Origin of the sequence: Pectobacterium actinidiae (assembly GCF_000803315.1) — a bacterium.
Classification (GTDB): Bacteria; Pseudomonadota; Gammaproteobacteria; order Enterobacterales; family Enterobacteriaceae; genus Pectobacterium; species Pectobacterium actinidiae.
The window spans coordinates 2,678,249-2,700,726 of the sequence record NZ_JRMH01000001.1 but is presented as its reverse complement, the minus strand read 5'-3'; the positions used below and the strand labels follow the sequence as shown (position 1 = coordinate 2,700,726).

The following is a 22,478-nucleotide window of genomic DNA, read 5'->3' as shown; positions in this document are numbered from 1 at the left end:
GGTTTTGCGCTGACACCATCTCTAAAAACCGCGAGCCACCTAAAGAAGGTGCTCGCGGTTTTTTCATTATACGATCTTCCTGCTTTCAGCCAGTTTCATGCTCAACGATAACAGTAAGGCGACAGCTGCAAATCCAGCGGCCAGCCAAAGCGTCGTAATCAGGCCAGAGCTATCGACTATCTGACCGCCTACCCATGACCCAAGCGCGATACCAACGTTGAAAACGCCAACATACAGCGCGGAGGCCATCTCCACGGCGCGTGGCGCGACCTTCATCATCCACGTCATCAAACCGACAGACACGCCGCCGTAGGCTAATCCCCAGACGAGCAGCACTATACCGCCGCCGAAATGTGAGTCACCGACGGTCAGGAAAAGTATCGGAGTCAACAACAGCCCCAACGCGATTGTCATCAAGGTTAACGGCGTACGTCGCGCTGCGATGATGCCCGCCAGAAAATTACCGATGATGCCTGCCAAGCCATAGGCGAACAGCAATGCGCTGATCCATCGCGCATCGAACCCTGATACCGATAGCAGCAGCGGTCGCACGAAGGTAAAAGCCATGAAGTGTCCGGCTACCAGCAACAGCGTCAGGATTAACCCGGCTTGCAGTTTACGGTTGATCAACTGCTCGCCGAACTGGCGTAGGGGGACGGAATGGGCGACGGGCAAGGCAGGAATAACCGCGAGGTGAAGCACTAGCACCAGCCCGCTAAAGACAGCCATGCAGCCGAAGGCCCAGCGCCATCCGGCGAGATCGCCGATCAGTGCGCCGAACGGCACACCCAGTACCGATGCCGCCGCGACACCGCCAAAGATGATAGATGTCGCCAAGCCGATGGCGTGCTCGGGAACGAGTCGGGCCGCCAGACCGCCGGCAATCGCCCAGATGCCACCCATGCAAAAACCGACCAGCACGCGTGCCGCCAGCATCCAACCGATGTCCGGTGCCAGTGCCGAGGCAATGTTGGCGATAACCAGCAGCGTCAGCAGTCCACATAGGATCCTGCGTCTATCCATACCGCCGGATGCGATTACCACGAGTGGGGCGAATAACGCGGCTAACAGTGCAGGCAGCGAAACCATCAGGCCAGCGGTTCCGGTAGAGGTCTGTAGCGTATCGGCAATCGCGGTTAACAAGCCGACTGGAAGCATTTCCGTCGTGACCACCGAGAAGGTCGCAAGACCAACGGCGACGACGGCCAGCCAGAGAGGCTGTGCAGCAGCACCTGTAGGGATAGAGGAAGACGTATTCATGGTTCAGTCCTAATAGGGGGCACAAGCGGTTTAACCGTCAAGCGACATGGAGAAGAGAAGAGGCATGTGCCCGAAAACGCTGGTACCCCCATAGCGCGACCAGCAGCACTAGTACGCCAGCGCCCAGCGCCACGGCAAATCCGGCTCGAGCACCGCCCTCATCGACAACGTGGCCTGATACCGCTGCGCCCAGCGCCACGCCGACATTCAACCCTGCCAGCAGCCAGGTCATGCCTTCGGTCAGGCGATGTTCGGGAACCAGACGTTCGACCAGCGACATGGCCACGATCATGGTGGGGGCGAAGAACAGCCCGGCGATCAGCACGGCCGCAGCCAGTGTCGGAATGCTGCCAACCAGCAATAGAGGCAACGTGGTTGCTGCCGTTGCCAAGCCGCCCAGCAACAGCAATTGGTGCAATGCGGTTCGCAGCTTGAGAGCGCCGAACACCAGCCCGGCCAGACAGGAACCGACCGCATAAGCCGACAACACCAGACTGGCCGCAGCAGGCTGCCCATGCTGTTCGGCGAAGGCCACGCTGACGATATCCACGGTGCCCACGATGACGCCCATTGCGACCAGCAACAGCGCCAACAAACGCACGTTCGTCTGTTTGATCACCGACCCCGAACGATCCGTGCTGACATCCTGCGCTTCTACTGGTGGTTCCGTACCGCGCTGTGTCACCAGAGCAAACACGCCAATAATCAGCAAGAGTGCCGCTGCCAGCGGGCCAGCCTGAGGAAACACTGCGACGGACAGCCCGATAGCCAGTGGAGGCGCGGCGATAAAAGTGACTTCATCGAGCACCGTCTCCAGCGAGTAAGCCGTCTGCAAGCGAGGCTGGCCGCGATAGATTGCTGTCCAGCGTGCTCTTACCATCGCGGATATGCTGGGCATGAAACCCGCCAGTAAGGCACCGATGAATAAGCTCCAGTCAGGCGCTTGCCACCAGGTGCTGGTGATCAGAAGCAGCATACCGATCGCGCTGACGGCGGTTGCAATCGGTAGCACGCGGCCTTGCCCGTGGCGATCAACCAGACGAGAGGTCTGCGGTGACAGTAGCGCGTAGGTCAGCACAAAGGTGGCGGACACGGCACCCGCGAGTGCATAGCTGCCGCGCAGTTGCGACAGCATAGTGATAATGCCAATACCCGTCATGGGCAGCGGAATGCGCGCCAGCAGGCCAGACAGTGCAAAGCCCTTGGTGCCGGGTGCGGTGAAAAGTTCTCGATAAGGATTGAGCATCTCATTCTCCAAAGTGAATCCACTTGCCACCGCGCGGTGGCACAGCGACAATACATACAGAGCGTATGAATAAAAGCATATATTCATACGGATTGAATGTAAATAATCATACGGTGTGTATGTAAGGATGTGTCGATGGTTCGTCGTACCCGTGCTGAAATGGAAGAAACCCGCACTACGTTGCTGGCGACCGCCCGTAAGGTCTTTAGCGAACGCGGTTATGCTGACACCTCAATGGACGATCTCACTGCGCAGGCGAGCCTGACCCGTGGGGCGCTTTATCACCACTTCGGTGACAAGAAAGGATTATTGGCAGCCGTGGTGGAACAGATCGATGCCGAGATGGATGAACGACTGCAAGCCATCTCCGATACTGCTGAAGATGCCTGGGAAGGCTTTCAGCGTCGCTGCCGCGCCTATCTGGAAATGGCGCGGGAGCCAGAGATTCAGCGTATTGTGCTGCGCGATGCCCGGGCTGTTTTGGGGGGCGCATCGCCGGATTCACAGCGCCATTGCGTTGAGTCGATGCAGCGGCTGATCGATAACCTTATCCGACAGGGCGTGGTAGCGGATGTCGATCCACAGGCGCTGGCATCGTTAATCTACGGCAGTCTGGCTGAAGCGGCGTTCTGGATTGCGGAGGGTGAGGAGGGCAATGCGCGGCTGACACAAGGCGTTGCCGCGCTGGAATTGCTGCTGCGTGGGCTATTAGTCAAGTCGCGGTAGCGATCGAAAGAATAGCATGACGAGACGCGTGGTTGGCGTCTCGTTTTTGGATTAACGGCGAAAGATAATCTCCGCCCAGCGCGCCAATCCGGCGGTAACGGAACCAAAGTCGTTGCCGCTGGCGATAGGAATATCAGGAAGCAATTGCTGAATGGCCTGACGAAGGAGGGGAGAACGTGCGCTACCGCCAGTCAGGTAGATCACTTCCGGTCGGGTCTGGCTGGTTTCTAGCGCCAGCGTCACCTGTTGCTGAATACGCATGAGCGGATTATCGATGGCAGCGTTGAGTTCATCAGCATGAATACACGTTGCCAGACCCGATTCGATAAAGTGTAAATCGGCTGCCGTTTCCGACTGGTTGGAAAGCGCAATCTTACTCTCTTCCGCCAGTTGAATCAGACGGTAGCTCAGGCGCTGTTGCCAGACGGTCAGCAGTCTTTTCACCAGCTCGGGCTGGCGGGCATCACGGATCATTTCGTTGATTAACGCGCGGCTGGCGGTGCTATGAAACTCTTTTTGTGCCGGAATATCGTTAATTGCGACCGCATTCCACCAGGTCATGATCGGCAGAGCGATGCCTTTTTCCGTCTCGCTATTCATGCCAAGCAGTGGCATCAACTGTTTGAACGCAAGCATGATGTCCAGATCGTTACCGCCAACGCGGCAACCGCTGTGTCCTAACAGACTTTGCGAACGTTCGTGTTGCTTGTGCCATTCTGGGCCCATAAGCAGCATGGAGCAGTCGGTGGTTCCGCCGCCGATATCCACAACCAGCACACGCGTTTCTTTCATCAGCGTAGATTCGAAATCCAGCCCGGCGGCCACGGGTTCAAACTGGAAGACGACGTCTTCAAATCCGGCACGGTGGGCTGCACGATCTAAGATTCCTTGCGCCTGTTGGTTGGCTTCTTCGCCGCCGATACTCTGAAAGTTAATCGGACGACCGATGACGGCCTGACGAATAGGCTGGTCGAGCTGGCTTTCTGCCTGCGTGCGGATATGCAGCATCATGGAGCAGACCAAATCTTCAAACAGCGCAATCTGCTGGGCTTTCAGCCCGACGGCACCAAGGAAGGACTTCGGCGATTTAACGAACCACGTCTCTTCTGGATCATCCATATAATGGCGTAATGCATCGCGCCCAAATTTCACGCTATCAGGCTGTACGCGGATATCTTCCTCGCGGTTGTAGCTGATGGCACGCTTCAGCAGCAGCGCGTTCTCACCCTCAGCATTGACCTGATGGTGTCGCCATAACCACTCGCTAACCGCTTCACGCACGGGTGCGCACAGCAGAGAAGAAAGATAAGGCGAGCCATTTTCCAGCGACAGGAGCCGTGGCGTACCCGCCTCCATAACCGCCACTGAACAGTTGGCTGTACCGTAGTCAAAACCGATAAACATAGTGAGACCCCATGCCATGAGAAATTTTCGGGAGAGATTTTTAACGTCGTACCAACAATGGCCAGAATGAGCAGGCAGAAGTGGTGGGCGATAAAAAGGGGGGGCGACTTTACTGCGTTACGGTAGGGCTTGTAAAGGCGGATGCAACGGAGTAGGGAAAGATGTTTGACGGGAACCCGCAGGTTCCCGTTGAGTATGCTGAAAACACCTTACGCTGCCAGCGTATGCTGCGCCATATTCCCCAGCAGTGAGCCGATAAACTCGATGCGCTGCGGGCGGTCGCTCAAATCCTTCATGAATTTCAGGCGGGTCGGGCCATCAAGACGGTAAGTGCCCGGATCGCGCTGTAACAGGCCGATAAGGTGGGAGGGATCGACGCGGTTTTGTTCGCTGAATTCGATAAAACCGCCTTTCTCATTCCCTTCAATACGGCGAATCCCCAGTGCCTGTGCCTGTTGACGCAGGGCGGCAATCTGCAACAAATAGCGGCTTGCATCGGGAAGGAGGCCGAAGCGATCGATCAGTTCGACCTTCAACTCATCCAGCTCGGCAGTGGTTTTCGCACTGGCAATACGTTTGTATAACGACAGGCGCGTATTGACGTCGGGAATGAAATCGTCGGGCAGCAGGGCAGGCAAACGCAGTTCGACGTCGGTCTGGCTGTTAATCAGATCTTCCAACGACGGCTCCCGACCCGCTTTTAAGGCATCGACGGCACTTTCCAGCAGTTCCATATACAGTGAGAAACCGACACTGGTCATCTGTCCGCTCTGATCGTCTCCTAGCAGTTCACCTGCCCCACGAATTTCCAGATCGTGCGTTGCCAACGCAAAGCCGGCGCCGAGATCTTCCAACGAGGCGATGGCTTCCAGACGCTTCTGCGCATCGGTGCTCATCGCTTTAGGATTCGGCGTCAGCAGGTAGGCGTAAGCCTGATGGTGGGAGCGACCGACGCGACCGCGCAACTGATGCAACTGTGCCAAGCCGAAGTGATCGGCACGCTCGATGATGATGGTGTTGGCACTCGGTATATCGATCCCCGTTTCGATGATTGTGGTACACACCAGCACGTTAAAACGCTGGTGGTGGAAGTCGTTCATGACCCGTTCCAGCTCGCGTTCACGCATCTGACCGTGACCGATTGCGATGCGCGCTTCTGGCACCAGTTCCGCCAGCCGCTGCGTCGCTTTCTCGATATTTTCGACGTCGTTATAGAGGTAGTACACCTGTCCGCCGCGCAGAATCTCACGCAGAATCGCTTCGCGCACCACCAGATTGTCATACTCGCGCACGAACGTTTTCACTGCCAAACGGCGGGCTGGCGGCGTAGCGATGATCGACAGATCGCGCATCCCGCTCATGGCCATGTTGAGCGTCCGCGGAATCGGCGTGGCGGTCAGCGTCAAGATATCGACATCCGCTCGCATCGCTTTGATACGTTCTTTATGACGTACACCGAAGCGGTGCTCTTCATCCACAATCAGCAGCCCTAAATCGCGCCAGCGCACGTCGCTCTGTAACAGTTTATGGGTGCCGATCAGAATATCGACTTTACCTTCCTGCGTTTCCTCCAGCACCTGAGTTTGTTCACGTGCGCTGCGGAAGCGAGAGATCATTTCAATCTTCACCGGCCAATTGGCAAAGCGATCGCGGAAGTTGTCAAAATGCTGCTGCGCCAACAGCGTCGTCGGCACTAAAACGGCAACCTGCTTATGGTTTTCAACGGCTAAAAATGCGGCGCGCATCGCCACTTCGGTTTTCCCAAAGCCGACATCGCCGCACACCAGACGATCCATCGCCAGCGGCTGGCACATGTCGCTCAGCACGGCGTTGATGGCCTGCGCCTGATCGGGCGTGGTCTCGAAGGGGAAACTTTCGCAGAAAAGCTGGTACTGTGTTTTGTCGTGCTTAAACGCAAAGCCGCTCTTTGCCGCACGCTGGGCATAAATATCCAGCAGCTCGGCGGCGACATCGCGCACCCTTTCCGCCGCCTTTTGACGTGCGCGTGACCAGGCATCGCCACCCAGTTTATGCAGCGGCGCATTCTCATCGGCACCGCCCGCGTAGCGGCTGATCAAATGCAGCGAGGAAACCGGAACGTACAGCTTGTCTTCACCTGCATAGGTCAAAATCAGGTATTCGGCTTTGATACCGCCTGCTTCTAACGTAGTCAGTCCGGCATAGCGGCCAACGCCGTGTTCGAGGTGGACGACGGGCTGCCCCGGCCGCAGTTCCGCCAGATTGCGGATCAGCGTATCGGTATTAATCGTGCGGCGGCTATCCTGACGGCGGCGACTGACGCGTTCACCCAGCAGATCGCTTTCGCAGATCAACGCGCGCTGGCGTAGCGTGTCGATAAAACCGTGCTCACTGGCACCGATGATGAGGTAAGTACCACGCCCTTGAGCCTGATCCAGCGTGCTGATGAGCGTCGGGTTCAGTTTGATGCGCGCCAGCAGCTCTTGCAGCGTTTCACGTCGGCCTTCGCTCTCGACGGAAAAAATGATTTGGCCTTCGAACTGTTCGATAAAACGGCGCAGCGCATCCAACGGGGATTTCTGCTGGTGCTGAATCGCCAACTCCGGCAGCGGCAGATAGGCCAGATTCACGTTGGCAGCTTTTTCCGGCAGCGTATCGGTTTTTAACTGCACGCGCGGCCACGCTTTCAGCTCGGTGAACAGACCGTCAACACGTAGCCAGAGTGAATCTGATGGCAGCAGTGGTCGCATCGGGTCGACACGACGGCTTTCGAAACGCTGCTGAATATCCTGCCAGAAACGCTCGGCGCTCTGCTCGAGATTGCCAGTGTTAACGATCAGCGTGTTGTTCGGGAAGTAGCTGAACAGCGACGGCAGCGGTTCACTGAAGAATAACGGCTGCCAGTATTCGATCCCTGCGGGCCAGACGCCTTTGCTAACCTGCTGATAGATGTGCTCGGCATCGCGCCGTACTTCGAACTGTTCGCGCCACTGGCTGCGGAAAAGTTCGATGGCGGCTTTATCGGTCGGGAACTCATGGGCGGGCAACAGATTAATGTGCGGCACTTCATTCAGGGTTCGCTGTGTATCCACATCGAACAGACGCAGGCTGTCGATCTCGTCGTCAAAGAAATCGATACGATAAGGCTCTTCGCTCCCCATCGGGAACAGATCCAGCAGAGCGCCACGCGTGGCATACTCACCGTGTTCCATAACCTGATCCACGCTGCGGTAGCCCGCCTGCTCCAACTGCGAACGCAACTTGTCACGCGAGAGGCGCTGACCTTTTTTCAACACCAGTGCATGACCGTGCAGGAAACTGTGCGGACAAACGCGCTGCATCAGCGTGTTGACTGGCAGAATCAGAACGCCGCGCGTCATGTTAGGCAATTGATAGAGCGTGGAAAGGCGGGTAGAAATAATTTCCTGATGCGGAGAAAAACTATCGTAGGGCAGCGTTTCCCAGTCAGGCAGCGTGGTAACGTGCTGGTCGGTAAATTGCTGAATTTCATCACGCAATCGCAGGGCGTTTTGCATATCAGGCGCGATAAGCACCACCAGCCCGGCGTGGCGTTCAATGATTTCTGCACATTCGACGGCGCAGGCAGCGCCGGTTAACTGGCCCAGCAGGCGCTGCTCACCCGCTTTGGGCGGCAGCGAATAACGGTAATTTTCAGGCATCATCTGATTATCGGGTCTCGCCTCCCTGCATCCGGCCAGGAATAAGAAAAAGCCGTAGAGTGAGGGTGTTAGGGTTCCATAAAGCAGTACTACCCTTTATTATCCTTGATCACTTTGCTTTGGCAACCTTATCCAGACGGATTTCATGTATCAACCTGTCGCTTTATTTATTGGCCTGCGCTACATGCGCGGGCGTGCATCAGACCGCTTCGGCCGGTTTGTCTCCTGGTTATCCGCCATTGGCATCACGCTGGGCGTGATGGCGCTGGTCACCGTGCTTTCTGTAATGAACGGTTTCGAACGCGAGCTGGAAGGCAATATTCTGGGCGTGATGCCTCAGGCGGTTATTTCTACGCCGCAGGGTTCGCTGAACCCGGCGTTGATTCCTGCTTCCTCCTTAGACTCGCTGGAAGGTGTAACGCGCGTTGCGCCGCTAACGACGGGCGATGTGGTGCTACAAAGTGCTCGCAGCGTCGCCGTGGGCGTGATGTTAGGCATTGATCCTGACGAGCAGGATCCGCTGTCACGCTATCTGGTTAACGTCAAACAGCAGCAACTGCAATCTGGTCAGTACCGGGCCATTTTGGGCGAGAAACTGGCCGCACAGTTGGGTGTTAAAGCTGGCGATCAAATTCGCATGATGGTAACGAGCGCCAGTCAGTTGACGCCGATGGGGCGTATCCCCAGCCAGCGTATTTTTACCGTTGCCGGAACCTTTGCCGCCAACAGCGAAGTGGATAGCTACCAACTGCTGGTGAATCAGCAGGATGCCTCACGGCTAATGCGCTATCCGACGAACCACATTACCGGTTGGCGTTTGTGGCTGGAAAAGCCGCTGCTGGTTGATACGCTGAGCACGCAAACGCTGCCGGAAGGCACCGTCTGGAAAGACTGGCGCGAACGTAAAGGTGAGCTGTTTCAGGCCGTAAGCATGGAGAAAAATATGATGGGGCTGCTGCTCAGCCTGATCGTCGCCGTGGCCGCGTTCAATATTATTACCTCGCTGGGTTTACTGGTGATGGAAAAACAGGGAGAAGTCGCCATTCTGCAAACGCAGGGGCTGACTCAACGTCAGATTATGGCGGTGTTTATCGTGCAGGGGGGCAGCGCTGGCGTGATTGGCGCGTTGTTAGGGGCATTGCTGGGGACGTTATTGGCCAGCCAACTGAATACGCTGATGCCAATATTGGGCGTGTTGCTGGATGGTGCCGCGCTGCCAGTGGCGATCGACCCCGCGCAGGTCGTGACGATCGCGATTTCCGCGATGGTGATTGCCCTCTTATCGACACTTTACCCGTCATGGCGCGCTGCCGCCGTTCAACCCGCTGAGGCTTTACGTTATGAGTGATTTACCGTTATTGCAGTGTACTAACCTGTCTAAGCGCTATCAGGACGGCAAGCTGTCTACCGACGTGTTACGCGATGTCTCTTTTGAGATGAGCTGCGGGGAAATGATGGCGATCGTCGGGAGTTCCGGTTCGGGTAAAAGTACGTTGCTGCATGTGCTGGGCGGGTTGGATACGCCGACCTCTGGCGAAGTTATCTTTAAAGGCCAACCGCTGAGTTCGCTTTCGGCGGCGGCAAAAGCCGATTTACGCAATCGCGAGCTGGGTTTTATTTATCAATTTCACCATCTGCTGCCGGATTTCACTGCGCTGGAAAACGTTGCCATGCCGTTGCTGATTGGCAAAGTGCCGACGTCACAGGCACAGGATAAAGCACGCGAAATGCTGGCGGCTGTTGGATTGGAATCGCGTAGCCACCACCGTTCGTCGGAGTTGTCCGGCGGCGAGCGGCAGCGTGTCGCGATTGCCAGAGCACTGGTCAACAGCCCCTCGCTGGTGCTGGCGGATGAACCGACCGGTAACCTCGATCAGCGTACGGCGGATACCATTTTCGAGCTGTTAGGCGAACTGAACGTCCGGCAGGGTACGGCTTTCCTGGTGGTGACGCATGACTTGCAGTTGGCTAGCAGACTAAATCGTCAACTGGAAATGCGCGACGGTCAGTTGCAGCAGGAACTGACCCTGATGGGAGCGCGGCAATGACCTTTCCTCCGCTCTCGTTGCTGATTGGTCTGCGCTTTAGCCGTGGCCGTCGGCGTGGCGGCATGGTTTCGCTGATCTCCGTCATTTCAACGTTGGGGATCGCTCTCGGTGTTGCGGTGTTGATTCTTGGCCTGAGTGCGATGAATGGCTTTGAACGTGAACTGAATAACCGCATTCTGGCCGTGGTGCCGCACGGCGAGATCGCACCAGTTAATCAGCCTTTTGACGGCTGGCAGGACATCCTACCTAAAATCGAACAGGTTCCTGGCGTTGCCGCCGCCGCGCCTTATATCAATTTCACTGGGCTGTTGGAAAACGGTGCCAAGCTTCAGGCGATTCAAGTAAAAGGCGTCGATCCGCAGCAGGAAACACGTCTTAGCGCACTGCCCAACTATGTGATCAATAATGCCTGGCAGCGGTTTCGCGCGGGCGAACAGCAGGTCATTATCGGGCAGGGCGTCGCGAAGGCGTTGAATGTGGCTGAAGGGGATTGGGTTACGGTGATGATCCCGAACAGCGACCCTGAAATGAAGCTGATGCAGCCTAAACGCATCCGGCTGCACGTCAGTGGCATTTTACAACTGAGCGGCCAACTCGATCACGGTCTGGCGCTGATTCCGCTTGCCGATGCCCAGCAGTATCTGGATATGGGACAGAGCGTAACGGGGATCGCCATCAAGGCTAAAGATGTGTTCTCCGCCAATAAACTGGTGCGTGATGCGGGTATGGCCACGAAGGCTTATGTCACTATTAGCAGTTGGATTGGCACCTATGGTTATATGTACCGAGACATCCAGATGGTGAGAACCATCATGTATCTGGCGATGATTCTGGTGATTGGCGTGGCCTGCTTTAATATTGTTTCAACGCTGGTGATGGCGGTGAAAGACAAAAGCAGCGATATCGCGGTGTTGCGTACGCTGGGCGCGTCAGACGGGCTGATTCGCGCTATCTTTGTCTGGTACGGGCTATTGGCCGGGCTGCTAGGCAGCGTGATAGGTGCAGTAGTCGGCGTGATCGTGACCTTGCAACTGACGCCGATTATTCGTGGTATCGAGGCACTTATCGGCCATAAACTGTTGTCTGGCGACATCTATTTTATCGATTTTCTGCCGTCGGAATTGCATCTGATGGACGTTGTCATCGTATTAGGCACGTCGTTGGTGCTGAGTTTGATTGCCAGCTGGTATCCGGCGCGGCGCGCCAGCCGGATTGACCCAGCCCGCGTGTTGAGCGGACAGTAAGCCAAGCCAACGCACATGCGGCTTGAGAGATGACGGGGATAATCCCTATCGTGTGGGAAAGCGATCACACCCTAAGGAGCAGTCATGTACTACGGTTTTGACATGGGCGGCACGAAAATTGAGCTGGGCGTGTTCGACGCGGAGTTGAACAAGGTGTGGCAAAAGCGGGTGCCGACGCCGCGCAGTAATTATGATGGCTTACTCACGACACTGGTCGATCTGGTGCATGAAGCCGATGCACAGGTTGGCGTACAGGGGAAGGTTGGTCTCGGCGTACCGGGTATGGAAACGGGTAGCGATGGTGCGCTATTCACCGCTAATCTGCCTGCGACGATGGGAAAACCGCTGCGTACGGATTTGTCGCAGCGTTTGCAGCGTGATATTCGCATCAGTAACGACGCTAACTGCTTTGTGCTGTCGGAAGCCTGGGATGCGGAATTTCGTTCCTATCCTGTCGTGCTGGGCATGATTTTAGGTACGGGGCTGGGCGGTGGTCTGGTGATTAACGGGCGTCCGGTCGACGGGCGCAACGGTATCGCGGGAGAGTTTGGCCATCTCCGCCTGCCGTCCGACGCGCTGGATATCATTGGCGTGGATATTCCCCGCGTAAAGTGCGGCTGCGGCCAATCTGGCTGTATCGAGAATTATATTTCCGGCCGCGGTTTTGAATGGCTGTACGAGCATCGGTATGGTGAAGCGCTGCCTGCTGTGACGATTATCCGGCACTATCGTGGTGGAGAAGAAAAAGCGCTGGAATTTGTCGATCGCTTTATGGATTTGCTGGCGGCCTGTCTGGGTAATTTACTGACGCTGTTCGATCCACACCTGCTGGTATTGGGCGGCGGCCTGTCGAATTTTGATGAAATTTATCAAATTCTGCCGACGCGCCTTCCTTCACGACTTTTACCGATTGCGAAACTGCCGCGTATAGAGAAAGCGCGTCATGGCGATGCGGGCGGCGTACGTGGTGCTGCGTTGCTACACTTAATGGATAACTAGCTGGAGAAGGTATGTATACGCGTCAACGATTAGGGCGGTTTCATAAGGGAAAGCGACTGCGGCAACAGCGTCTTCGTGCGCGTATTTTCCATCGTGATTATCTGGCAGCAAGCGAAGTGAAAAAACCGCGTGTGGTGGTACTGACGGGCGCCGGTATTTCTGCGGAATCGGGCATTCGTACCTTTCGCGCGGCCGATGGGCTGTGGGAAGAACACCGTGTTGAGGATGTCGCGACGCCCGAAGGCTTTCAGCGTAATCCCGAGCTGGTGCAGGCATTTTATAACGCCCGTCGTCGTCAGTTACAGCAGCCGGAAATTGTGCCTAATGCCGCACATCTGGCGTTGGCGAATCTGGAAGCGATGTTGGAAGACAATTTCCAACTGATTACACAAAATATCGATAACCTGCATGAACGTGCTGGCAGCAAGCGCGTGATTCATATGCACGGTGAGCTACTGAAAATTCGCTGTAGCCAAAGTGGGCAGGTTTTTGAGTGGACGGACGACCTTGCCGTCGGTGAACGTTGCCACTGCTGCCAATTTCCCGCGCCCTTACGCCCGCATGTGGTGTGGTTTGGTGAAATGCCACTGCACATGGACAAGATTTATCATGCGCTGTCGCAGGCGGACTACTTTATTGCGATTGGCACGTCGGGGCATGTCTATCCCGCCGCAGGTTTTGTCCATGAAGCCCATTCGCACGGCGCCTACACGCTGGAACTGAATCTGGAGCCGAGCCAGGTAGAAAGCCAGTTTGATGAAAAAATTTACGGCCCCGCCAGCACTGTCGTACCCGAGTTCGTCGCTGCCTGGCTAACGCGCGGTCAAAGCATCAAGTTTTAAACGCCATCAAAAAGAAGCGAAAACGTCATGAATCGTGTGAGGATGACGTTTTCTCTTGCCGATCGTTGCTGCTGCAACATTCGTCAAGCTGATCGAATGGCAACATGGCGGTATGGTTAAAGAAACAATATTCACTCTCGCTACAGCGCGTATGCGAAACGGTTTCTGTCGGCGAGTCGGCCTGCGGATGCGGTGGCCGTGCTCCATGAAATGATAAGGTTCGTCGGAAAAAGCCCAGCATAGCGTTACCCTCACGATGTCTTATGAAAGACAAAAGTGTTAATGAGAGCTATTCTCATCAATGTCAGCTAAGCGTAGTTGATAATCCGATGACGAGGGAATGACAATTGTCAAAAAGTATATCCAAAATTGTTCTATCCGCTTGCCATGCCTGAATCGACAAAGGCTTCGATCAATCAGAATGTCCGCCGAGCTTCGGCAGCCAGTTCTTTCAGATAATTCAGATCGCATAATTCCACTTGATGACCCCGATAGATAATGTGGCCTTGTCGCTTCCAGTCTGACATGAGCCTGCTCAGCGTTTCGCCGCGCATCCCTAATGACGTCGCAAGCTGGCCTCGGCTCACCGGTAGTGTCAGATGCTGGGTTTGCTGAATGTGGTGCTGCCGCAGTAGGTAATCCGCCAGACGCTGTGGCGCGGAGCTGGAGGTCAGCCAGTCGATTTGGTTGATCGTCGAGTAGAGTTTCTTGCCCAGATAATTGAGCAAACGCAGTGCCAGCTCCGGGCGTTGCAAGCAAAACTGATGAATATCTTGCCGTGGGATCATCAGCGTGTGACCGTCGCTCTGTGCGCGGATATTCATCGGGAAGCGGCCGTGATCCATAAAGACGGCGGCGATGGCGACAAATTCACCGCGCTCAAATTGCCCGAAAATCTTCTCATCGCCGCCATAGGTATGGCGAAAGGCCTGTAATTTTCCCGTTTCAACCAGTAAGCAGTGCTGCATTTTGTCGCCTTCACGAAACAGAATGTCATCGTGCTGGAAAAACAGACGTTCACTTTTAGCCAATAGCTCACACACCACATTGCTGGGTTCACCGCGCATCCAGTCATGCTGAAACAGTACCTCGCCGTATTCATCGGGTGACAGCGCCTTTTTGACAAATGTCATTTGCCCTCCCAGAGGCTGGTATTACCATCAAGCTAGTAAATGAAAATAATAATCACTTGCATGGATTCGGCAAGCAAAATCACGGCGCGCTGAATCGACACTAGCGGAGCGTTTCTATGAAAGAAAATACCCTCCCGGCGGCACAGGCGCTGGTTCTCCATGAATTAATTACCCCAACCGAACACGGTATCGCCAGCCGTGTGTTGGCTCGAACCGACGGCGGCAATGTCACGCTGTTTGCCTTCGATCAGGGGCAGGGATTGAGCGAGCACAGTGCGCCTTATGATGCACTGGTTATGGTACTTGAAGGTGAATTATTGCTGACGATCGGGGGCGAGCCTGTCGTCGCGCAGCCCGGCACGCTGGTGCGTATGCCCGCGAATATCCCACATGCCGTTGATGCGCAGCAGTCGTCGCGTATGTTGCTGACGATGTTGAAGACGCTGAAAACACCGAATTAAGGAGTGACAGTATGAGCGATCATGAAGCTGGACATAAATTTTTAGCCCGACTGGGGAAAAAGCGTTTGCGTCCCGGCGGCAGAAAGGCAACGGAATGGCTGCTCAGTCAGGCCGGGTTCCGGCAGGACAGCGTAGTATTAGAAGTTGCCTGCAATATGGGCACCACAGCGATGGAAATTGCGCGTCGGTTTGGCTGTCAGGTTATTGGCGCGGATATGGATAAAGCCGCGTTACAGAAGGCGCAGGAAAATGTAGCAGCGAACGGTTTAGCCTCTCAGGTCACGATTATGCAGGCCAATGCGCTGGAACTGCCGTTCCCCGATAATCACTTTGACGTGGTGATTAATGAAGCCATGCTCACGATGTATGCCGATAAGGCCAAGAGCCGGATTATTGCCGAATATTATCGCGTGTTGAAACCCGGTGGTCGTCTGATTACGCACGATATCATGTTGCTTTCCGAGAAGGATACCGGGGCATTACAGGCGGTGGAACAGATGCATAAAGCGATTAACGTGCATGCCCAGCCGATGCTGCGTGAGCGCTGGGTGACGCTGTTTCAGGAGTGTGGTTTTAGTCGGGTCAGCTACGATAACGGCGCAATGACGCTGCTGACGCCACAGGGGCTGATCTATGATGAGGGGCTAGCGGGGGCGGCGCGTATCGTAAAAAATGCGCTGAAGAAAGAAAATCGCAGTATGTTCTTCAATATGTTTCATACCTTCCGCCGCAATCGGAACCAGCTTAACTATATTGCGGTATGTAGCACGAAGTAGCGATCGTCTTCATTTTGGTTGCGTGGCGGTAACAAGGAAAATGCGTGTAAGGTAAGCGAAATCGTTTAACATACATGACACTACTTAATGACCGCCGGGTGATATCCCGCTAAAGCACGCTATGCCGTTACCCCACTACAGCCAGCTAAAACAACAGCAGTGCAGACGCGATCGTCGGAGTCTGGCACTGCTGTTGGCGTTTCTTGCACTCACGCTGGTCATCAGCCTGTGCGCGGGGGAGCGCTGGATTTGGCCAACGGCCTGGCTGGATGACGCGCAGCAGCTCTTTGTCTGGCAACTGCGTTTGCCCAGAACGCTGGCCGTGATGCTGGTGGGGGCCAGTCTGGCGATGTCGGGCATCGTAATGCAGGCTGTCTTTGATAATCCGCTGGCGGAACCAGGGCTCTTGGGCGTGGCGAACGGCGCTGGCGTGGCCTTAGTGCTGACGGTGCTGTTGGGGCAGGGATTGCTGCCCGTCTGGATGTTAAGCCTGAGCGCGATTGCTGGCGCGCTGCTGATTACCTTTCTGTTACTCCATTTTGCCCGCCGCCATATTTCTAATACTCGCTTGTTACTCATTGGCATTGCGCTTGGGATTATCTGTAGCGCGGTGATGACCTGGGCCGTCTATTTCAGCACCAGCCTCGATTTACGCCAATTGATGTATTGGATGATGGGCGGCTTTAGCGGCATTGACTGGCGACACGGTTGGTTGATACTGACACTCTTGCCGCTTGTGCTGTGGTTGAGTCGTCAGGGGGCGGTGTTAAACGGGCTGACGCTGGGTGAAATTCAGGCGCGTCAGTTGGGTATCCCTGTCTATCGCTGGCGTACTATTCTCGTGTTGGTGATGGGCGTACAGGTCGGTCTGAGTGTGGCACTGGCCGGTATCATCGCGTTTATTGGTCTGGTGATCCCACACATGTTACGGCTGTGCGGACTGACCGATCAGCGTTATTTATTGCCTGGCTGCGCGTTGGCTGGCGGTGGCGTTCTTTTGCTGGCGGATACCGTCGCGCGCATTGCGCTGAGTTCAGCCGAGTTGCCGATAGGCGTGGTTACCGCTACGCTGGGATCGCCGTGGTTTATCTGGCTACTATTACGCAATCGACTGTAGCGAGATGTCTTGTTCTATCCACTCTTGTTTATCACTGAAGGGAGCAAAACGATGAGCACTGAAATCTATACTATTCCGCTGACCACCATTGACGGAAAAGCGACAACGTTTGAAGCGTTTAAAGGGCAGGTGGCTTTAGTCGTCAACGTCGCCTCTCAATGTGGCCTGACTAAACAATACGATGCGTTGGAAAAACTCTACGAAACCTATCGCGATAAAGGATTGGTCGTACTGGGATTCCCCTCCAATGAATTTGCAGGGCAGGAACCGGGCTCGGAAGAAGAAATTCAGGAATTCTGCCGTGGGACGTTTGGCGTTCAGTTCCCGATGTTCAGCAAAATCGAAGTGAATGGCGAGAACCGTCACCCGCTGTACCAGTTGTTGATTCGTCAGCAACCGGAAGCTAATGGAACCTGGAAGAGTGACTTTTTTGCGCGTTTGGTCAATAAAGGCCGTAAGCCCAAGAATCCAGAAGACATCCTGTGGAACTTCGAGAAATTTTTGGTGGATCGCGAAGGGAACGTGATTGATCGCTTTGCGCCGGATATGGCTCCTGACCATGACACCATTGTGAAAGCGATCGAAGAGGCGTTGGCAAAATAATTGACGCAGCAGACTTCCCCAGTATTACAGCTGATGCAGGCTAGCGTCTTGCCGCGTTTGTTGCCGACGAACGCAGAGTGTCGTCGTGGTGAGTTACTGCACATCATCGGCCCCAACGGCGCGGGAAAGAGTACTTTGCTGGCAAGAGCGGCTGGCTTACTGGAGGGGGAAGGTGAAGTTTATCTGGCTGGCACGCCGCTGTCGCACTATACGGCAGCGGATCTTGCCGTGCGGCGTGCCTATCTGGCACAGCAGCAACCGCCGCTGGCGCTGATGCCGGTATTCCAGTATTGGCAACGGCATCAACCGCCGTTGGCTCAGGAAGACGCGGTCGAAAAGGTGGTGCATTTTCTGGCAGAAAGCTTGATGTTAACCGACAAGCTGTCGCGTCCACTCGCGCAGCTGTCAGGAGGAGAATGGCAGCGCGTTCGGCTGGTGGCGGCACTGTTGCAAATTTGGCCGACGATTAATCCGCACGCGCGTTTGCTGCTGCTGGATGAACCGGCCAATAGTCTGGATGTGGCGCAGCAGGTGGCACTGGATGCGTTACTGAGCGAACTCTGTCGTTTGGGCATCGCGGTCATGGTTTGCGCGCACGATCTGAATCACAGCGCCCACCATGCGGATCGCGTGTGGCTGCTGTCTGCTGGTACTCTGGTGGCACAGGGCAAAACGGCGGAGGTTATGCTGCCGGACGTGCTGTCTCCTGTGTTCGGTGTTGCGTTTCAGCGGCACGTGGTTGATGGCAGAAACTGGATCATCACGCGCAGCGCCTGACTGCTGTCGCGAGAAAATCGGCGTCGTCAGAAATAGGAAAAATCGCCTTTACTTGCCAGTTACCCCGATTAAACGCTAAATTAACCCAATACCTAGCATTTTCAAACGCTAGAGGTCTATGGCCTCGGCGGTTTTATGGTAATCGCGATGATACGTTTACGCCACGCTTTGATTCTTGCCTGCCTGATTTTGGTCGGCTGTAGCAGTAGTCGGCATAATAATCCGCCGCCGAATGCGCGTCTGAGCGATTCGATCATGGTGATGGTGCAGCTAAACGATCAACTCGGACAATGGTACAGAACGCCTTATCGCTATGGTGGGCTGGATCGTAACGGCGTCGATTGTTCTGGCTTTGTTTACCTGACATTTCGCGATAGGTTTGGCATGCAACTGCCGCGCACCACGGAAGAACAAACCGAACTGGGCGAACGTGTTGATCGCGATAATCTATTACCGGGCGATTTGGTCTTTTTCAAAACTGGCAGCGGCAGCAGTGGGCTGCATGTCGGCATTTATGACAAAGACGACCAGTTTATTCATGCCTCTACCAGTCAGGGTGTAATCCGCTCATCGCTGGATAACGTGTACTGGAAACGGGCGTACTGGCAGGCCCGCCGTATCTGATTCCTTCCTTATTTTGTTGACAGCATGGAGCTCTCCACTCATGTCCTCTCTGCGTTTATTGATCTCCGACTCTTACGATCCCTGGTTTAATTTGGCCGTTGAGGAGTGCATTTTTCGCCAGATGCCCACCACGCAGCGGGTGCTGTTTTTATGGCGCAATGCGGAAACGGTAGTCATCGGTCGTGCCCAAAATCCGTGGAAAGAGTGCAATACACGGCGGATGGAAGAGGATGGGATCACGCTGGCACGGCGCAGCAGCGGCGGTGGAGCGGTCTTCCACGATCTCGGTAATACCTGCTTTACCTTCATGGCGGGCAAACCGGAATACGATAAAAGCGTCTCAACGCAAATTGTTCTGGATGCACTCAGTTCGCTTGGGTTAAAAGCGAGTGCCTCGGGGCGTAACGATCTGGTGGTGGAAACCACGGACGGCGTGCGTAAGGTGTCCGGTTCTGCCTACCGCGAAACCAAAGATCGCGGGTTCCATCACGGCACGCTGCTGCTGAACGCAGATCTCAGTCGTTTAGCGGATTATTTAAACCCGGATGCTAAGAAGCTACAGGCAAAAGGAATTACGTCCGTGCGTTCCCGCGTCGCCAATCTGGTGGAATTGCTGCCTTCTGTCGATCATCAGGTCATTAGTCAGGCCGTGACACAGGCCTTCTTTGCTTATTTTGGCGAACAGTGCGAGCCGGAAATCATCTCGCCATCTGCCCACCCGGATCTACCCGGATTCAGCGAACAGTTTGCGCGTCAAAGTAGCTGGGAATGGAACTTCGGTCAGGCACCAGATTTCTCGCACTTACTGGATAACCGTTTTACCTGGGGCGGCGTTGAATTACATTTCGATGTGGAACGCGGTGTGATTGTCCGTGCACAGATTTATACCGATAGCCTGAACCCCGCGCCGCTAGAAGCACTCGCCTCTGCATTACAGGGAACGGCGTATCGTCCAGAAGCCTTGGCGGCGACGTGTCAGGCACTGATCGCTACCTTCCCCGAACAGCAAAACGAATTGCAGGAACTGGCAAATTGGCTGGAACAAAGCCTGCGCTAGATCGCGAAGTAGGACGCTTAATGACCCCGCTGCATGGCAGAAAGGCGCTTTTCGTGCGTTGTGCGATAAGCGCTGTAGATTCATCTATAATAATAACGTAATGTGATTATTATTAATCGCTATGCAGTACAGGATCATGCGCATCCATCTTGCTGTTGATTACACCAGTGACTACGTTTTTTGGCCGATATTCAGGTTGGATGGAACGCTGCTGGCTGTCGAAATGATCAGCCATTTTAATGGGCTTTCAGGCAAGTTGAGTATGCCAGCCGATCTTCTCCTCATGCAGTTAAGTCCACGACAACAATATAATTTTTTTTGTGAACAACTGCATTTTATCAAAGATAGATCCGCATGGTTTATTGATAACCACATTCAGCTCGTGCTGAAGGTTGGGCGTCAAATAACCGAAATGCTAATTAAATCCGACGTGCTGCGCAGCGAAATCAAACGTCTCGATTTTGTGCTGTTGGAGATTAATGAACTCTTCCCTCAGCTATCGCAGGGGAAAGAAAACGCCACGCTGCTGAATTTGAGTCAATCCGTTCCTTTATGGTTGGATAACTTTGGTTCGGGAAAAACAACGCTTAAACCTTTGCACGATGGGCTAGTACGTGGAGTGAAATTAGATCGTCAGTTTATCACGCAGCTTTTATCGCGCCCGGGCAATACGCTGATGATGGAACCCTTACTGCGGACGATTAAAAACAGCTATTCAGGTATCAGTATCGTCGCCACAGAGATCGATACTATGGCGAGCCTGAACAAAATGAGGTCGCTAAACATTGATGCCGTTCAAGGCCAAATGTGGCCCGCCGTACATTTTGACAGGCTTGAGCAACGCACGGCAATTATTGATTAACTCAATTATTCCCACCGTCTTTGAGAGCGACGGTCTTTCCTGAATACCATCGTGAAAGTAATACCCCTGCATTTCCTCCGTGTTAATTTCATTATCATCCCTCTACACTTTCGTCATACCCGTTAGTCGTTGTGTCGTGAGCATATGGCTCTCTTCACCTGAACAGGGTGGTATTAGGGAGACAGGATGCAGCAAACACCGTTATTCAATAATCACTATTTTCATCAACTGCCGGGATTTTACACCGCGCTACAGCCGACGCCGCTGCATGGCGCTCGTCTGCTTTATCACAGCGAGGGATTGGCCGCGGAACTCGGCCTGTCGTCTGAATGGTTTACGCCAGAACAGGACGCCGTCTGGAGCGGTGAGCGTTTGCTGCCGGGCATGACGCCGCTGGCGCAGGTTTATAGCGGCCATCAGTTTGGCGTGTGGGCCGGCCAGTTGGGGGACGGGCGTGGCATCCTGCTAGGAGAACAACAGTTGGCAGATGGCCGCAGCATGGACTGGCACTTGAAAGGTGCGGGGCTGACGCCGTATTCACGTATGGGCGACGGTCGTGCCGTACTGCGTTCAGCAATACGCGAATTTCTGGCTTCGGAAGCGATGCACCATCTGGGGATCCCCACCACGCGGGCGCTGACGATTGTCACCAGCACACATCCGGTTCAGCGTGAGCAAGAAGAAAAGGGGGCGATGTTGCTGCGCGTGGCGGAAAGCCATGTGCGTTTCGGTCATTTTGAGCACTTTTACTATCGCCGTGAACCAGAAAAGGTGCGTCAGTTGGCGGAGTATGTGATCGCCCGCTATTGGCCGCAGTGGGAAAACGACGAGCGTCGTTATGAGCTGTGGTTTGGTGATGTGGTAGAACGTACCGCGCGGCTGATTACACATTGGCAGGCCGTTGGGTTTGCGCACGGCGTAATGAATACGGACAACATGTCGATTTTGGGACTGACCATCGACTACGGCCCTTACGGCTTTTTAGATGCCTACCAGCCTGATTTCATTTGCAATCATTCCGACCATCGCGGGCGCTATGCGTTTGATAATCAGCCCGCTGTGGGGCTGTGGAATTTGCATCGTCTGGCGCAGGCGCTGTCGGGGCTGATGGACACAGAAACGTTGGAGCGTGCGCTTGCTCGCTATGAACCAGCGTTGATGCAGCACTATGGCACGCTGATGCGCGCTAAGCTGGGCTTATTTACCGCGAGCCCGGAGGATAATGACGTGCTGGTCGGGCTGCTGCGTTTGATGCAGCAGGAAGGTAGCGATTATACCCGCACGTTCCGGCTGCTGGCAGATAGCGAGAAGCAAGAATTGCGCTCGCCGCTCCGTGATGAATTCATCGACAGAGCCGCGTTTGATAGCTGGTTTGCGAACTATCGCCAGAGGCTGATGCAGGAAGAGCAGGGCGATGAGGAACGTCGTCGGTTGATGAATGCAACGAACCCGAAATATGTTCTGCGTAATTATCTGGCACAAATGGCGATTGAACGGGCGGAAAACGACGACATCAGTGTGCTGGCGCGTCTGCATCAGGCGCTGTGTCGGCCGTATGATGATCAGCCTGATATGAACGATTTAGCGGCGCTACCGCCAGAATGGGGTAAGCATCTGGAGATTTCCTGCTCCAGCTAGGC

Annotated in this window: 20 protein-coding genes; 15 read left to right on the top strand and 5 right to left on the bottom strand. The window is 54.8% G+C overall.

Translation table 11 applies throughout. From position 1 onward, the window contains the following. Positions 1 to 66 precede the first annotated feature (66 nt). Together KKH3_RS11465 and KKH3_RS11460 are read right to left on the bottom strand one after the other, a co-directional pair. Positions 67 to 1,260, bottom strand: a complete 1,194-nt coding sequence (locus KKH3_RS11465; protein ID WP_039359592.1) for an MFS transporter — start codon at positions 1,258 to 1,260, stop codon at positions 67 to 69. Positions 1,261 to 1,297: 37 nt separating this feature from the next. Next, positions 1,298 to 2,506 carry an MFS transporter gene (locus KKH3_RS11460; RefSeq protein ID WP_039359590.1) on the bottom strand — a complete coding sequence of 403 codons (1,209 nt, stop codon included), beginning with the start codon at positions 2,504 to 2,506 and terminating at the stop codon, positions 1,298 to 1,300. A gap of 135 nt (positions 2,507 to 2,641) precedes the next feature. Here KKH3_RS11460 and KKH3_RS11455 point away from each other — a divergent pair, with 135 nt between their 5' ends. Further along, positions 2,642 to 3,232, top strand: coding sequence for a TetR/AcrR family transcriptional regulator (locus KKH3_RS11455; protein ID WP_039359587.1), 591 nt, complete (start codon positions 2,642 to 2,644; stop codon positions 3,230 to 3,232). 51 nt (positions 3,233 to 3,283) lie between these two features. Here KKH3_RS11455 and yegD read toward each other — a convergent pair whose 3' ends face one another. Both yegD and mfd read right to left on the bottom strand, forming a co-directional pair. Then, positions 3,284 to 4,636 (bottom strand): molecular chaperone, encoded by a 1,353-nt coding sequence (yegD, locus tag KKH3_RS11450; protein ID WP_039359584.1) that lies wholly within the window; start codon positions 4,634 to 4,636, stop codon positions 3,284 to 3,286. 209 nt (positions 4,637 to 4,845) lie between these two features. Then, a complete protein-coding gene (gene mfd, locus KKH3_RS11445) occupies positions 4,846 to 8,298 on the bottom strand; it encodes a transcription-repair coupling factor (RefSeq protein ID WP_181939654.1) in 3,453 nt (1,150 codons plus the stop codon). A 142-nt stretch (positions 8,299 to 8,440) separates the two neighbouring features. Between mfd and lolC the strand changes: the two genes are divergently transcribed. From lolC to cobB, 5 genes are all read left to right on the top strand, one after another. Beyond that, entirely contained in the window at positions 8,441 to 9,643 is a 1,203-nt protein-coding gene (gene lolC, locus KKH3_RS11440; protein ID WP_039359581.1) for a lipoprotein-releasing ABC transporter permease subunit LolC, read from the top strand. Next, entirely contained in the window at positions 9,636 to 10,343 is a 708-nt protein-coding gene (lolD, locus tag KKH3_RS11435; protein WP_039359578.1) for a lipoprotein-releasing ABC transporter ATP-binding protein LolD, read from the top strand. The genes lolC and lolD overlap by 8 nt, the downstream gene beginning before the upstream one ends. Beyond that, entirely contained in the window at positions 10,340 to 11,587 is a 1,248-nt protein-coding gene (lolE, locus tag KKH3_RS11430; RefSeq protein WP_039359575.1) for a lipoprotein-releasing ABC transporter permease subunit LolE, read from the top strand. The genes lolD and lolE overlap by 4 nt, the downstream gene beginning before the upstream one ends. Positions 11,588 to 11,671: 84 nt before the next feature. Continuing rightward, the gene (nagK, locus tag KKH3_RS11425) at positions 11,672 to 12,586 is read left to right on the top strand and encodes an N-acetylglucosamine kinase (protein ID WP_039359572.1); all 915 of its coding nucleotides are present in this window, start codon (positions 11,672 to 11,674) and stop codon (positions 12,584 to 12,586) included. Between the two features lie 11 nt (positions 12,587 to 12,597). After that, positions 12,598 to 13,428: a Sir2 family NAD+-dependent deacetylase gene (cobB, locus tag KKH3_RS11420; RefSeq protein WP_039359569.1), complete on the top strand. Its 831-nt coding sequence runs from the start codon at positions 12,598 to 12,600 to the stop codon at positions 13,426 to 13,428. Positions 13,429 to 13,844: 416 nt separating this feature from the next. Here cobB and KKH3_RS11415 read toward each other — a convergent pair whose 3' ends face one another. Continuing rightward, positions 13,845 to 14,561, bottom strand: a complete 717-nt coding sequence (locus KKH3_RS11415) for a Crp/Fnr family transcriptional regulator (RefSeq protein WP_039359566.1) — start codon at positions 14,559 to 14,561, stop codon at positions 13,845 to 13,847. Between the two features lie 116 nt (positions 14,562 to 14,677). Here KKH3_RS11415 and KKH3_RS11410 point away from each other — a divergent pair, with 116 nt between their 5' ends. The 9 genes from KKH3_RS11410 to KKH3_RS11370 all read left to right on the top strand — a co-directional run bounded on the left by KKH3_RS11410 (position 14,678) and on the right by KKH3_RS11370 (position 22,476). Next, positions 14,678 to 15,022: a cupin domain-containing protein gene (locus tag KKH3_RS11410; RefSeq protein WP_039359563.1), complete on the top strand. Its 345-nt coding sequence runs from the start codon at positions 14,678 to 14,680 to the stop codon at positions 15,020 to 15,022. 11 nt (positions 15,023 to 15,033) lie between these two features. After that, positions 15,034 to 15,798 (top strand): class I SAM-dependent methyltransferase, encoded by a 765-nt coding sequence (locus KKH3_RS11405; RefSeq protein WP_039359560.1) that lies wholly within the window; start codon positions 15,034 to 15,036, stop codon positions 15,796 to 15,798. 121 nt (positions 15,799 to 15,919) lie between these two features. After that, positions 15,920 to 16,915, top strand: a complete 996-nt coding sequence (gene btuC / locus KKH3_RS11400; RefSeq protein ID WP_052201329.1) for a vitamin B12 ABC transporter permease BtuC — start codon at positions 15,920 to 15,922, stop codon at positions 16,913 to 16,915. Between the two features lie 51 nt (positions 16,916 to 16,966). Further along, positions 16,967 to 17,518, top strand: coding sequence for a glutathione peroxidase (locus KKH3_RS11395; protein ID WP_039359557.1), 552 nt, complete (start codon positions 16,967 to 16,969; stop codon positions 17,516 to 17,518). Then, positions 17,519 to 18,295 carry a vitamin B12 ABC transporter ATP-binding protein BtuD gene (gene btuD, locus KKH3_RS11390; protein ID WP_039359554.1) on the top strand — a complete coding sequence of 259 codons (777 nt, stop codon included), beginning with the start codon at positions 17,519 to 17,521 and terminating at the stop codon, positions 18,293 to 18,295. Between the two features lie 147 nt (positions 18,296 to 18,442). Then, the gene (locus tag KKH3_RS11385) at positions 18,443 to 18,919 is read left to right on the top strand and encodes an NlpC/P60 family protein (protein ID WP_412458869.1); all 477 of its coding nucleotides are present in this window, start codon (positions 18,443 to 18,445) and stop codon (positions 18,917 to 18,919) included. Positions 18,920 to 18,959: 40 nt separating this feature from the next. Next, positions 18,960 to 19,976 (top strand): lipoate--protein ligase, encoded by a 1,017-nt coding sequence (lplA, locus tag KKH3_RS11380; protein WP_039359551.1) that lies wholly within the window; start codon positions 18,960 to 18,962, stop codon positions 19,974 to 19,976. A gap of 136 nt (positions 19,977 to 20,112) precedes the next feature. After that, a complete protein-coding gene (locus KKH3_RS11375; protein ID WP_039359547.1) occupies positions 20,113 to 20,838 on the top strand; it encodes an EAL domain-containing protein in 726 nt (241 codons plus the stop codon). A 186-nt stretch (positions 20,839 to 21,024) separates the two neighbouring features. Then, positions 21,025 to 22,476 carry a protein adenylyltransferase SelO gene (locus KKH3_RS11370; protein WP_039359544.1) on the top strand — a complete coding sequence of 484 codons (1,452 nt, stop codon included), beginning with the start codon at positions 21,025 to 21,027 and terminating at the stop codon, positions 22,474 to 22,476. Positions 22,477 to 22,478: the final 2 nt, after the last annotated feature.